At 36.5% G+C, this 13957-nt stretch carries 10 protein-coding genes; 4 read left to right on the top strand and 6 right to left on the bottom strand.

Annotation, left to right across the window (positions count from 1 at the left end):
• Window positions 1-113 precede the first annotated feature (113 nt).
• Both ACY2RT_RS06340 and ACY2RT_RS06335 read right to left on the bottom strand, forming a co-directional pair.
• Window positions 114-581, bottom strand: coding sequence for a helix-turn-helix domain-containing protein (locus ACY2RT_RS06340; protein ID WP_490155060.1), 468 nt, complete (start codon window positions 579-581; stop codon window positions 114-116).
• Window positions 544-1080 carry a DNA-processing protein DprA gene (locus ACY2RT_RS06335; RefSeq protein WP_490155059.1) on the bottom strand — a complete coding sequence of 179 codons (537 nt, stop codon included), beginning with the start codon at window positions 1078-1080 and terminating at the stop codon, window positions 544-546. The genes ACY2RT_RS06340 and ACY2RT_RS06335 overlap by 38 nt, the downstream gene beginning before the upstream one ends.
• Window positions 1081-1192: 112 nt before the next feature.
• Here ACY2RT_RS06335 and ACY2RT_RS06330 point away from each other — a divergent pair, with 112 nt between their 5' ends.
• From ACY2RT_RS06330 to ACY2RT_RS06315, 4 genes are all read left to right on the top strand, one after another.
• Window positions 1193-2128 carry an HU domain-containing protein gene (locus ACY2RT_RS06330; protein ID WP_490155058.1) on the top strand — a complete coding sequence of 312 codons (936 nt, stop codon included), beginning with the start codon at window positions 1193-1195 and terminating at the stop codon, window positions 2126-2128.
• A gap of 68 nt (window positions 2129-2196) precedes the next feature.
• A complete protein-coding gene (locus ACY2RT_RS06325) occupies window positions 2197-2706 on the top strand; it encodes an acyl-CoA thioesterase (protein WP_490155057.1) in 510 nt (169 codons plus the stop codon).
• A 172-nt stretch (window positions 2707-2878) separates the two neighbouring features.
• Entirely contained in the window at window positions 2879-5620 is a 2742-nt protein-coding gene (locus ACY2RT_RS06320) for a S8 family serine peptidase (RefSeq protein ID WP_490155056.1), read from the top strand.
• A 252-nt stretch (window positions 5621-5872) separates the two neighbouring features.
• A complete protein-coding gene (locus ACY2RT_RS06315; RefSeq protein ID WP_490155055.1) occupies window positions 5873-9493 on the top strand; it encodes a S8 family serine peptidase in 3621 nt (1206 codons plus the stop codon).
• Window positions 9494-9538: 45 nt separating this feature from the next.
• Here the strand turns inward: ACY2RT_RS06315 and ACY2RT_RS06310 are convergent, their stop codons facing one another.
• The 4 genes from ACY2RT_RS06310 to ACY2RT_RS06295 are packed head-to-tail and all read right to left on the bottom strand — an operon-like array spanning window position 9539 to window position 13948.
• On the bottom strand, window positions 9539-10768 hold the full coding sequence (locus tag ACY2RT_RS06310; protein ID WP_490155054.1) for a murein hydrolase activator EnvC family protein: 1230 nt from the start codon (window positions 10766-10768) through the stop codon (window positions 9539-9541).
• Window positions 10769-10771: 3 nt separating this feature from the next.
• On the bottom strand, window positions 10772-11548 hold the full coding sequence (gene lolB1 / locus ACY2RT_RS06305; RefSeq protein WP_490155053.1) for a lipoprotein insertase outer membrane protein LolB1: 777 nt from the start codon (window positions 11546-11548) through the stop codon (window positions 10772-10774).
• Window positions 11549-11552: 4 nt separating this feature from the next.
• Window positions 11553-12932, bottom strand: coding sequence for a tetratricopeptide repeat protein (locus ACY2RT_RS06300; protein WP_490155052.1), 1380 nt, complete (start codon window positions 12930-12932; stop codon window positions 11553-11555).
• Complete coding sequence (locus ACY2RT_RS06295) at window positions 12932-13948, bottom strand: sugar phosphate nucleotidyltransferase (protein ID WP_490155051.1); 1017 nt, start codon at window positions 13946-13948, stop codon at window positions 12932-12934. The genes ACY2RT_RS06300 and ACY2RT_RS06295 overlap by 1 nt, the downstream gene beginning before the upstream one ends.
• Window positions 13949-13957: the final 9 nt, after the last annotated feature.

The following is a 13957-nucleotide window of genomic DNA, read 5'->3' as shown; positions in this document are numbered from 1 at the left end:
TAATAATTCTATAACAAAAACGGGGAGTATTAATTATGGGGAGAACCAAATATAAAGAATATATTTAAAATACAAAACGCCCAATAAGAGTCAAGAACAGATTTAGCTTCGATTTATTGCCTAATTTTTAGACTTCGTTTGATAAAGGTATCAACTAATTTAAAAGTGTATTCTGAAACGTGAATCCCTGTTTCTATTCTTTTAATTGTATTACTACTTACTCCTATTAGCTGTCCACAAACTGCGGCGTTTATTCCTTCATTTATTCGATAGCATAGTAATCGATTTGAAAGTGAATTTGTCCCATTATCCCAAAAGTTATAACCTAAGAATTCAATTATCTTTTTTCTATTTACAAAATCTGGGCAATTAATGTTTCTTTCATAGTATTGATATCTATTTCTCTTAACACCTATGAAATCTGCTACTTGATGTTGAGTCCATCCTAACTTCAGTCTAATCCGCTTCAGTATAGCTCCGAGAGACTCATCTTCTTCATATGGAAAATCTCGATCAATTGGTTTTATTACAGTCAATTGAATATTACAAATGGGTAATGCAATGGATTGTTTGTAGCCCATTATCAATGGCAGCTTTGTGTGCGGTAATATCCACGCCATAGGCAAATCCGGAAACAATAACAGGATTTAAAGGTGTCAATTCTTCTATCAGTTTCTCACAAAATGCAGTACCGTAAGTAGTAATATTTCGTGTTCCCACAATACTAAGAATCCTTTTGTTTTGAAGGTCAATATTCCCACTGTGAAAAAAGAGAATAGGCCCGTCTTGGCAATGCCTTAGCCTTTCGGGATACGTTTTATCTTTAAAATAACTAATTGCAATACCATTGGCTTCCATAAATCTAAGCTCTTCTTCTGCAACATCTAAAAATCTTTTTTCTGAAAGATCTTTCAGTTTAAAAGCCCCAATACCATCGATCTTTAAAAGTGTGTTTTTATTTTCTTTAAAAACTCCTTCAGCGGAGCCTACATGGTGTAACAGTTTTTTTGCAGAAGTATCCCCTAAGTTTGGAACGCATTGAAGTGCAAGGGTGTAAAGTAATTCAGTTCTTGAAAGCATACATCGGTTTCTTAAAAAACCGGGGAGCTTCCAAAATTAAACTTTTTTATGTGTTAATAAGTTACTACATTTAAAATTGAATGCAACTGAAAAAAAAATTAAGTTTGTTTTAATGCAATTAGCAACTTACATCAACGATTTATTATACCGCTATGAATGTGTGATCATTCCAGGCTTTGGGGCATTCTTAACACAATACCATTCTGCAAAGATCGATGCAGATACATTTTATCCCCCCGGAAAAACACTTTCTTTTAACAGGCAATTACAAACCAATGATGGTTTGCTTGCTAATTATGTTGCTTCTGTAGAAAATTGCAGTTATGAAAGTGCGCTTCAGAAAATTAGAAACTTTACAGGAAAGCTTTCTTTGCAACTTTCCGAAGGAGAAACGGTTTCTTTAAAAAAAATAGGTGAATTCTTTTTAAATGCAGAAAAATCAGTTCAGTTTTTACCCTCAGAAAAAGAAAATTTCAGTACTGCCTCTTTTGGGTTGAGTTCATTTGTTTCACACAAGATTAATCGTGAAGTTTATAAAGAGAATGTAAAAGCACTTGAAGAAAAAACACCTATTCTTTTTACTCCTGAAAAGCGAATTGCCAAGCCTTACCTTAGATATGCCGCTATTGGACTCATTGCAATTGCTATAACAGGTTTAGGTGGGCTTAAGCTATATGAAGGAGAGGTGCAAAAACACAATTTTGCAGAGAAGCAAAAGGCAAATCAGTTGGTAGAAAATCAAATACAAGAAGCTACCTTTGTTATCGAAAGCCCTTTGCCTGCTATTAATGTTACGCTTCCCAAACAAATCGGTAAATATCATATTGTAGCCGGAGCCTTTAGAATTGAAAATAATGCTCATAAAAAAATAGCACAACTTACCGCTAAGGGATTTTCTCCAAAATTAATTGGCAAAAACAGGTATGGCCTACACCAGGTAGTTTACAGCAGCCATGAAGATCGCCTGGAAGCATTACATAGCCTTCGTTCTATTAAACGTATCGAAAATAAAGACGCCTGGTTACTGGTACAAGAACTAAAAAAATAATCTTTTCTTTTCAATAAAAACATTCTCTCTTTCGAGGCAATACTGTGTACCTTTGCAAAAAAATTTAAATGGAATCAAAGACACCCAAAGACTCTCGAACTGTAATAACAGATTTGGTGCTTCCCAGTGAAACCAATCCAATTGGTAATATGTTTGGAGGTGAATTGTTAGCCAGAATGGATCGTGCGGCCAGTATAGCTGCCAGAAGACACAGCAGACGTATTGTAGTGACAGCCTCTGTAAATCACGTGGCTTTTAATAAAATGATACCCTTAGGAAGTGTCGTTACCGTAGAAGCTCATGTGTCCCGGGCTTTTAAAAGCTCCATGGAAGTGTTTCTGGATATTTGGATAGAAGATCGTGAAAGTGGAATGCGAAGTAAAGCAAACGAAGGTATTTATACCTTTGTTGCCGTAGACGAAATGGGCAGCCCTGTTCCTGTTCCAAAATTGATCCCCGAAACCCCTCTGGAGAAAGAAAGGCATGCTGCCGCTTTGCGAAGAAGACAACTAAGCTTATTACTGGCCGGAAAAATAGCTCCTAAGGAAGCTACGGAGTTAAAGGCACTCTTCGAATAGCTTTAAAAAATCATTCTTATAAAAACGCTAAAACCCTTATAAATCTGCCTGATTTATAGGGGTTTGCTTTTTTAACAACATCTTAATTAACAGCTTTTTTTATAGGTTTTTTGAGCTAATTGAATATATTTGGTATTCTTTAAAAATCACTAACACATTTAAATCATTATCTATGAAAAAAACTACTCTAACTTTTCTTTTGAAAAGTAGTTATGTGTCATTTTTTGCGTTTTTATTCTGTTTTTCGATGTCATTTGCTCAAAATCAATATACAATTCAACTACAAGGAGATTCGATTGAAATTTCTGAAAATATTGATTCTTTTGAGTGGAATCAAATGCCGGAATCTTCCCAGCTTGATAATGGGTATATTGGATGGATCCAGTTTTATGAAACTCCTTCTCAAGATATTCAGAATGAATTTAAAGCTAACAATCTTCAGTTGTTAGAATATATTCCCAATAGAGCCTATTTATTCTATTTTCCCGGAAACATTTCGGTAGCATATTTAAAAAGTAAAGGTGTACGATCTATAGTTCCTGTAGAAAGTAGTTTTAAACTTTCTACAGCGTTAAAAAATCCACCTTATGAAAGTTGGGCTATGGACGGGAATAATATTTTGGTAACCTTAGTACACCATGAAAATGTGAGTTCAAGCTTTGTAATCCATGATCTTGCAACAAAACAAATTGCATTGACACGCCAATATACAAATTCAACCAATCTGGAGCTTTCTATCCCAAATAATTGTCTGGATGAATTGTCTAACCTTCCCTATGTAAAATGGGTAGAATTAATTGCAGCACCTCCTGTTAAAGAAGACCTAAGAGGTAGAAGCCTTCATAGAGCCAATGGTTTAGACACCCAAACAAATACCGGAAGAGATTATACTGGTGAAGGGATAGGTGTTTTAGTTAGAGATGACGGGGCAGTAGGTCCTCATATTGATTTTGAAGGTAGAATAAATGGTTTAATAGGAAACAATGGATCTACCAATACTCATGGAGACCGTGTGGCAGGAGTATTAAGTGGTTCCGGGAATATAAACCCCTCTATTAGAGGTATGGCAGCCGGATCCGAGTTACATGTAGTAATGTATGCCTCCAGTTTCTTGGATTTTTCTACAACAGATTTAATTGATGACGGCTCAGTACAAATCACCAATTCTTCTTATGGCGATGGCTGTAATGATGGTTACAATACAAGAGCACGAACAGTAGATCTTCAAACTAATACAGAACCCACTTTATTACATGTTTTTTCGTGTGGTAATTCAGGAACTTCAAATTGTGGCTATGGCGCTGGATCTGGATGGGGTAATATTACCGGAGGTCACAAACAAGGAAAAAATGTTATTGCTACTGCCAGTTCCAACTTCATAGGAACTTTAGCAAGTTCCAGTAGTCGTGGCCCTGCTACAGATGGTCGAATTAAGCCTGACATTGCTGCTCATGGAGCAGGAGTTTCTTCCACATTACCCAACAACTCATATGTTTCCAGCACAAATGGCACTTCATTTGCTTCTCCTGGAATTGCAGGAATTTCGGCACAATTATATCAGGTTTATGCTGAAGCTAATAGTGGCACTTTACCACAATCTGCACTAGTTAAAGCTACGCTTTTAAATACAGCACAAGACAAAGGGAATGTAGGCCCTGATTTTAAATGGGGCTGGGGACTTGTAAATGCGCTGCGTGCAGGATTATTGCTTGAGAATGGTCGTTATCTTTCAGATAATATAACGCAAGGTAATAATAATAATCATACAATTGCTGTTCCTTCAGGAACAAAGCAAGTTCGTTTTATGGTATATTGGAACGACCCAGCGGCTACCGCCGGCGCAGACCCTGCTTTGGTTAATGACCTGGATATGGTAGTAACAGATCCTGGAAGTACAGACTATTTGCCATGGATACTTGATCCAACACCTAATGCAACCGCCTTAGACACACCAGCTACTAATGGAGTCGATCACTTGAATAATATGGAACAAGTAGTAATAAATGATCCTGCAGCAGGTAATTACGATATTGAAATAACCGGATTCAATGTGCCTGTAGGTCCGCAAGAATACTTTATTGTTTACGAAATTATTTCAGAGAACCTTACACTTACGTATCCAAATTCCGGAGAGAAGTTTGTTCCGGGAACGGCACAGGTAATTCATTGGGATGCTATTAATGTTACTACGGATTATGACCTGGAATATTCTACAAACAATGGTTCTAGCTGGACTCCTATTGCTACCGTAAACAACAGTTCAAGCACCTTTTCTTGGGGAGTACCCATTGAAATAACAGGAGAAGCACTTATACGAATTACAAGTGGTACTTTTCAGGATACCAGTGATGAACCCTTTTCCATTGCAAGGCAGGCATCCGGAGTATCAATTGTAACTGTGTGTGAAACAACTGCCTCCTTTGAGTGGAATGAAGTTGAAGATGCAGAGTCTTATGACCTTTATGTCTTAGGAGACAAGTATATGGAAGTGGTTGGAACGTCTAATACTAATAGTATTACAGTTCCTATCACTGATTTTAATGCCGAAATATGGTATGCTGTTGCTCCTAAAAATGATACAGAAGGTTGGGAAGGCTTAAGAAGCAATGCTGTAAACTACGGAGGTGGATTATTAAACTGCGTATTAGGTGTTGAAGATATAGCATTGGAAAACATTGCAATATATCCAAATCCGGCCAGTAATGAAGTGACCATTGCTTTTAACAGCCCTCTGCTTGAAACTTTAAAGGTAACTGTAGCTAACAGTTTAGGACAAGAATTGCAGCGTGTAAACGAAGCACCAAACGGTTCTAACCGCATTTCATTTAATGTTTCTAATTACAAGACCGGGTTGTATTTCATCACAATTAAATCTGAAGAAGTTTCTATTACAAAAAAGCTGATCATTCAGTAAATTAAATATTTTTCAATTAATAAAAATAGCCGTCTTAACCAAAATACTAGACGGCTATTTTATTGAAAAGAGAATTTGTCTTTTTAAAAAGTTTCTTATTGTAGTTCATTGATTATATAGTATTTATGTGTTCTTTTAAGCTTTATTTTTTATAGGTATTGTAATAGTCTTAGATTTTAAATATCTATATTTGAAACTCTTGTTAAGAAATTAACCCATCAAAAACTAATTCTTAAACCTAATCTATCTCAAATGAAAAAAACTACTACCCCCTTACAATTGAAGTCTAAGGGCTTTATTTTATTGGCAATGGCATTTGTTTTTTCAATGTCTTTTGCTCAATCTCGCTACACTATTCAGTTTCAAAATGAAAATATTGAAATTTCTGAAAATATTGATTCGTTTCAATGGAACCAAATGCCAGAGTCTTCAAAGCTAGATAATGGCTACTATGGTTGGGTTCAGTTTTACGAAACTCCTGCCCAGTCCATACAAGATCTTTTTAAATTCAATAGCCTTCAATTATTGGAATATATCCCCAACAAAACCTATTTATTTTATTTTCCGGAAAATACCGCTATTTCTTTTCTAAAAGATAATGGTGTTAGGGCTATTGTTCCTGTTGCGGGGGCTCATAAATTATCTATAGCATTAAAAAGCCCTCCCTATGAACATTGGGCGACAGAAGGGGATAATATATTGGTGACACTTCAGCATCATAAAAATGTAAATACACAATTTGTTATTAATGATCTGGTGAATCAGCAAATTGCTGTACGCCAGCAATACAAAGGGTCTAACAATATAGATTTGTCTATCCCAAATAATTGTTTGGAAGCTCTTTCCAATTTACCATACGTAAAATGGGTAGAACTAATTGTAGCTCCATCTGTTCCGGATGATACCAGAGGTAGAAGTTTGCACAGAGCTAATGGATTGGACACTCAAACCGGTGCAGGTAGAAATTATACCGGTCTGGGAATAGGAGTAATGGTTCGTGATGATGGAATTGTAGGGCCTCACATAGATTTTCAAGGAAGAATTGATAATAGCACAGCAAGTGGGTCAGGGCCTTCACATGGTGATGGTGTTGGCGGAATCATGGCAGGTGCCGGAAACCTCGACCCATCGATGCGTGGGATGGCAGCCGGCTCAAATGTTCATGTAGTAAATTACGAGCCTAATTTTCTCGACACTGAAACTGTGACCCTAATTAATAGTGGTGACGTTCAAATTACCAATTCCTCTTATAGTAATGGCTGTAATGCAGGATATACTACCATAACACAAACAGTAGATGAACAAACACGCACTATTCCAACACTTCTTCATGTATTCTCTGCTGGAAACTCTAACAATAATAATTGTGGGTATGGAGCTGGAAACCAGTGGGGAAATATTACCGGTGGTCATAAGCAAGGTAAAAATGTAATTGCTACTGCCAATGTATTCTTTGATGGTTCTTTGGTTGGTTCAAGTAGCCGTGGGCCAGCACATGACGGAAGAATCAAACCTGATATAGCTGCAAACGGACAAAATCAAAATTCTACTGACGAAAACAACCAATATATGGTTTTTGGTGGTACATCCGGTGCTGCTCCGGGTATTGCAGGAATTGCAGCTCAGTTATATGAAGCCTATGGTGATGCAAATGGTGGTGCTTTGCCACAGTCAGCATTGATAAAAGCAACACTTATGAATACAGCTAATGAAGCCGGTAATATTGGGCCCGACTTTAAATTTGGTTGGGGAATTGTAAATGGGCTTAGAGCCGGAATGCTCATTGAAGATGGCCGTTATTTATCTGATGATATTACGCAAGGTGTTTCTAATACACATACCATAAATATACCTGCAGGAACTCAGCAAGTTCGTTTTATGGTATATTGGAGCGATCCTCAAGCTTCTCCCGGTGCAAGTCCAGCTCTTGTGAATGATCTGGACCTAGTAGTAACAGACCCTTCAAACGGAATGCATTTGCCCTGGATATTAGACCACACTCCCAATGCAACTACACTGGATCTACCCGCTACAAATGGAGCAGATCATTTAAATAATGTAGAACAGGTGCTAATAAACAGCCCGGCTGCAGGAGATTATGATATTGATATCACTGGATTCAATGTGCCTGTAGGACCTCAAGAATATTTTGTTGTGTATGAGATCATTTCAGAAAACCTTACCGTAACATATCCAAATGCAGGTGAAAGCTTTGTACCCGGTGAGACAGAATCGATTCATTGGGATGCTATCAATACTACAGCTAATTTCCTTTTGGAATACTCCATCGATAATGGAAGTTCATGGAACAACATTACTACTGTAAACAGTGATGTTACTAACTATGGATGGAATGTTCCTGCAACTGTTACGGGAGAAGCTCTTATTCGAATTACAAGTGGAACATTTTCAGATACAAGTGATGAAACTTTCTCGATTGCTGAATTAGTCACCAATGTTCAGGTTTCACAAGTTTGCCCTACAGATGCAACCTTTGTCTGGGATGCTGTAGCTGGTGCTGAATCCTATGATTTCTATATGCTTGGAACTACTTATATGGATCTTATAGGTAATTCTGCTACTCCAACAATCAATGTAGCTATTACAGATCCAACTGAGCCCATTTGGGCGGCTGTGGTCGCCAGAAATGATACTGATGGCTGGATAAGTCGTAGAACCATTGCTATAAATCATCCTGGGGGATTGTTAAATTGCTCATTGGCGTTAGATCTGGCTACAGTATCAATAGACAATGACCCAAGTGATTTTGCCTTAGTTTGTTCCGGTTCTTCAGATATTATAATTTCTGCTTCTTTTAGAAACTCCGGAATTGACCCACAAAGTAATTTTATAGTTTCTTATCAATTAGATAGTGACCCACCAGTGCAAGAAACCTACACAGGAACGTTAGGGTCCGGACAACAAATAGCGTATGATTTTACCACACCATTAACTATTACAGCATCCGGCTCCTATACATTAACCGTTGCTGTAGAACTTGTGGGAGATTTAAATGTGAGCAATGACCAACTTGATGAAAACTTCTTTGCCGTTGTTGATGCTACTCAACTTGATTTTTCGGAAACTTTTGAAACCAATGGCTTTCCTCCTCCCGGTTGGACCATTAATAACCCAGACGGAAATATAACCTGGGTAGAGCGATTAGGTATCACCGGTAGTGATGGAAATGCAACAGTTACCTCATTTATAGATAACTATTCTTACAATGAAGCAGGTGAAGAAGATATTTTTGTAACTGAGATCTTTGATCTTATTAATGCATCTTCTGCAATTTTATCTTTCGATCTGGCAAAAGCGCAATATTCTAATACGCTCTTTGACGCAATGAGAGTTGAAGCATCAATTGACTGTGGAGCAACTTATACTGTAATTTATGATAAAACAGATTTAGACCTGTCTACTGTTCCGGGTTATATTACTTCTGAATGGACGCCGGGATCAGCTGGCGACTGGCGAAATGAAGAAATAGACTTAAGTACTTTTTTAGGTGAAAATATTATGTTTCGTTTTGTAAATATCAATGGCTACGGGAATAGCACATTTGTTGACAACATAAATGTGGCCGGAGTGGTAGTGCTTGATGTATCTGAAAATCTATTGGATAATGCCATTTCTCTTTATCCTAATCCAGCTTCAAATAAAGTATTTGTTACTATTAGTGACAGCACTTTTAATACAGTTGATATTAGTATTGTTAATAATTTAGGTCAAACTATATTAAGTGTTGATGATCTGAGTGTAAATGAAACGAATGCTGCTTCAATAGATGTTTCAAACTATGCCAGTGGATTGTACTTTGTATCTATTAAGTCTGAAAACCAAATTACAACCAAAAAACTGATTATTAAATAGAGAATCATTTTTAAAGAAAAAAGGGAGCCGATCAGCTCCCTTTTTTTACATTCTAAATACCCAGTCGGCAGGGTTCATACGTTTAGTATTTTGATAAATAAGGAACTTTAAAGTTGTTTTTCCAGTCGTTGGATTGGTAAAAACAGTTCCTATTTCTTGTTTGGTTGTTACTTTATCACCTTTTTTCACTTTGATACTAATCAAGTTATTATATACAGTGATATAGCTTCCATGTTGGATATAAACAGCCTTATTGGCACCTCTTAATTGTTGTATTTCAAGAACCTCTCCTTTAAAAACAGCTCGCGCTTTCGAGCTGGCTTCTGTAGCGATCTCCACACCGCTATTAAATGTAGTTACATTGGGCAACTGTGGATGTTGTTGTTTCCCATATCGCTTTACAACAACTCCTTTTTCCACTGGCCAGGGTAATTTTCCTTTGTTGTTTGTAAAGCTTGCTGCTAATGCCTTTGCTTCAGCAGTAAGTGCAAAAGTTGTAGAGGATTTTACCGTCTTTGTAGAACCCGAAGTTTTATTTGATTTGGCAATGGCAGATTTAATTAAAGCTTCGATCTGACGATCTATAGCATCTGCTTCTCTTTGTTTTTTACGTATTTGAGACGAAAATTTGCCTTCGTCCTTTTTAAGTGACTTAATTAATTCCTGATGATCTTTCTTTTCGTTTATCAGCTTTGTTTTTACAATCCTGTTTTCCTCGATCAGTACCTGCTTTTTATCCTTTTGTTCCAGAAGATCTTTATTCAGAATTTCCAATAAGGCGGTCTTTTCCTTAATACTTTCTCCTTGCTCTTTTCTGTGCTTTGCGTATTGTTTCATATACTGAAGCCGCTTATACGCTTGTAAAAAATTTTCCGAAGACAGTAAAAACATTATCCTGCTTTGCTGTGATTTACTCTTGTATGATTTGTTGATCATTGCCGCATAGTCTTCTTTCAATTCCTCCAGCTCTTTTTGCAGTGCATCAATTTTTTCGAGATTGTCGTTAATCTCCCGAGTTAGAAAATTGGCCTGTTGGTTGGTAACCTTTATTAAATTTTCCCTGGCAGTAATACGGTGAGTTAAGTCTTCTACATTCGTTAAAATAGACTTTTTTCTGCCCTGTGTTTTAAAAAGTAAAGAGTTGATCTGTTTTATCTCCTGAAGAATTGATTGTCGTTTTTCTTCCAGCTCTCTTTGCTTATTAGGTTGTGCAATTACCGTTGCAATCGTTAAAAAACCGACTGCTAAGAAAATATATAACCTAAATCTTTTCATAAACTACAATTGAATTTCTTCATAACTACTCGGTATAGTAAACGGAAAACTTATCGAAACATTGAGGTCAATCTTCTTATAATTTAATTCGATTTTGGTATTATCATCATTCTCCGAAGCATTTATTACAATTTTAGAAGGGTAAAAATCACTTCCTATTTGTTGATAATCTTTATAACGTATAGATAGTAACCTTTTATCATTAGGCTGTGATAAAGAGCCGGAAGAGACTTTAAAATTTTCCGGGTTTAAAAACAAATAGTGAATAAAATTTTGAGGTTGTTGTTTTGGAAATAGCTGATATTTATTTTGCGAAATCCGGGATGTATATTCTGAAGGACTCACACTAAATATAGATTGTCCCAATAAAATAGCTTGTGCTTTTTTAAAATCAATTTCAGTACCTAGCCATTCACTCAATAGTGAAAAGTCCCCATCGAAATATGTATTCCCAATAGTTTCATAATAACTTACTCTTTCCGGAGTAATCAATACTTTAGAAAGTGTAATTCCCAATATAGAAGCTTTAATCCAAATGGTTTTATCCTTTTCCATCCGTAGGCTTACCGTAATGCTTTGTAGTTTACTTTCATCTTCATACGCTACATGCAAACGTGCCGCCAAAGTTGAAAAATCCGGAGATGCTGCTTTATGACTGGCAATAATATTTTTAACTGAAAGTGACTTATCTGCTATAGCCGAACCGTTAATCGTTTTACTTCCGCCACATGAAGTTATCATCAAAGCAAAAATTAAAAAATAGAAGGATGTAAACTTCATAAACTTAATTAGGGTATTTGATTTCTGAAGCCTTTTTTGCATAATGGTCTCCTTTTTCACGATCTCCTTTTTGAAGAAAGGCAATAGATAATTGTTCATAAAAATCTTTTTCCATTTTTAAGTCATCGAACAAGTAATCTATCCCATTCTCTAAACTTTCTATGGCATCATCCGGTTTGTTCAATTTAATGTTAGCAACACCATTGACCAAATATAAAAATGGTTGTGCCGGAAAGATCTCTAAAGCGTCAGCACTTAATTTTGCCGCTTCAGGAAATTTGTTAAAATCTATTTGAAGCAACAAAGTTTTCTTTAACAAACTGAAATCGTCAGGGCCTTTTACTACTCCTTTTTCATAGAATTTTAAAGCCTCTTCTTTCATTCCTTTATCTGAATAATATCCTCCAAGTTGCTCATACACTTTCCCGTTATTTTCTACTGAAAAAAGGGCCACCACTTCATCAAGGTCTTTTTCATATTCCGTATTGGTATTCACAAACTGAATAAAATCACTTAAGACACGATATTTGCCGTCGCTGTCAATCTCTGAAGATCTAAAAACAATTTTCATAGAATTAATTGCTTTTTTAAATTCTTCATTTTCCAAATAAAATTTATACAATGCCAAATGCGCCAAATGTGATTTCGGGTTTTTCTCAAGCAATTCTTTTGCAGTATCAAATGCTTTTTGAGTATCTCCTTCTTCACTGTACAGAAAGATTAGATTAAGGTAATCTTTTTCATTTTTGGTGTTAGTGCCGATCTTGTGTTCTAAATTTTCAATTTGTCCGGATGTATTTCCGGTTTGACGATAAATCTGTGCTCGCAATGCATCCCTGTAATCACTTTCTCCCCATATCTCATCTAATTCATCCAATACATTAAGTGCTTGATCGTATTGTTTGGTGCGAGAATACAAATTGGCAAGGTCTTCTTTGTAATCATCATCAAATTTTATAAGTTTTTGAACCAACGGAATTGCAGCATCATAGTCTTTCTCTAAATAATAAAGGTCATACAATGCTTCCAAAACATCCAATCGATCTCCCTGAGTTTCCAGTGCTTTATTAAAATTTTCTTCGGCCTCATCATATTGTTTTAGTTGAGTGAGGTTTTTACCCATTTCAAAATGCACAACTGCTTCCTGATAAGGATCATTTTTAGCAGCTTTCTGGGCTTTTCTTAATGCTTCTATAGCCAACTCATAGTTTTCTATTCCTTTTTGTTTAAGAGCTTCAAAAAAGCTTTCCTGAAAAGCATCACTCACATTTCCCAGATCGTCCGTAGCTTCTTCAAGGGCTGGCCTTGTATCCTGCGCATATAAAGACTTCGGAAAAAAATTCATTCCGAAGAAAACTAATATGTAAAGGATGTACGTCTTCATTATTTTAATTCACTGTAATCTCCAATACTTACATTGGTGAAATTACCATCAAAAGCGGCATAATTTCCTATCATTGCATTGTCCAAAGTAGCATTTTTAATCACTGCTTCCTTTTGGATTATACAATTTTTAACATTACTATCCTCAATTATTGTGCCTTCTCCTATAGAAGCGTAAGGTCCTACCGTACTATTTTTGAGTTGTACCCCTTCTCCTATAAAACAGGGTTCAATAATTTTTGAATTCTGGTTGGTAATTGTTGGAGCTACTAAAGCTTCTCCACTATCAGCTAAAAACCTCAACATTCTACGATTGGTTTCTACGGTGACTTCTTTATTTCCACAATCCATCCATTCATCTACAGTTCCGGTTTTAAATATCTTTCCGGAAGCCATCATACGCTTGATCCCGTCATTTATCTGATATTCTCCGCCATTGATTATGTTATTATCCAGAACATATTCCAGTTCTTGTTTCAACACTTCCACTTCTTTAAAATAGTAAATTCCTATCACCGCCTGGTTACTCACAAACTCGGTAGGTTTTTCAACGAGCTCTGTGATTTCCTCTCTTTCATTAAGGTTCACTACTCCATAAGCTTCGGGGTTTTCAACTGTTTTGGTCCATATAACACTATCTGCTTCTTTATCAAGGTTGAAATCTGCCCTGATCAGTGTATCTGCATATGCAATTACTGCCGGTCCCGACAGTGACGGTGCTGCACACATTATAGCATGACCGGTTCCTTTGGGGTCCAGCTGCCTGTAAATACTTGGTTTAGCGCCAAGACTTATCGCTAATTCTTTTAAACTGGTTACAATAGCATCGCCAAAAAATGCCGGATCACCTAAAATAAAGGCAATCTCTTCAATGTCTTCATTAAGTACATTGGCAATATCCGCCACTAAACGATGTACAATTGGTTTTCCCGCTACCGGGATTAATGGTTTTGGAATGGTTAAGGTGTGCGGGCGAAGGCGAGAGCCACGTCCAGCCATTGGGACAATAATTTTCATGTTTTTATT

The sequence above is a fragment of the Ulvibacter sp. 2210JD10-4 genome (genome assembly GCF_058148525.1).
Note: the sequence above shows the minus strand (reverse complement) of the source record. Positions and strands in the feature narration are given on the sequence as shown.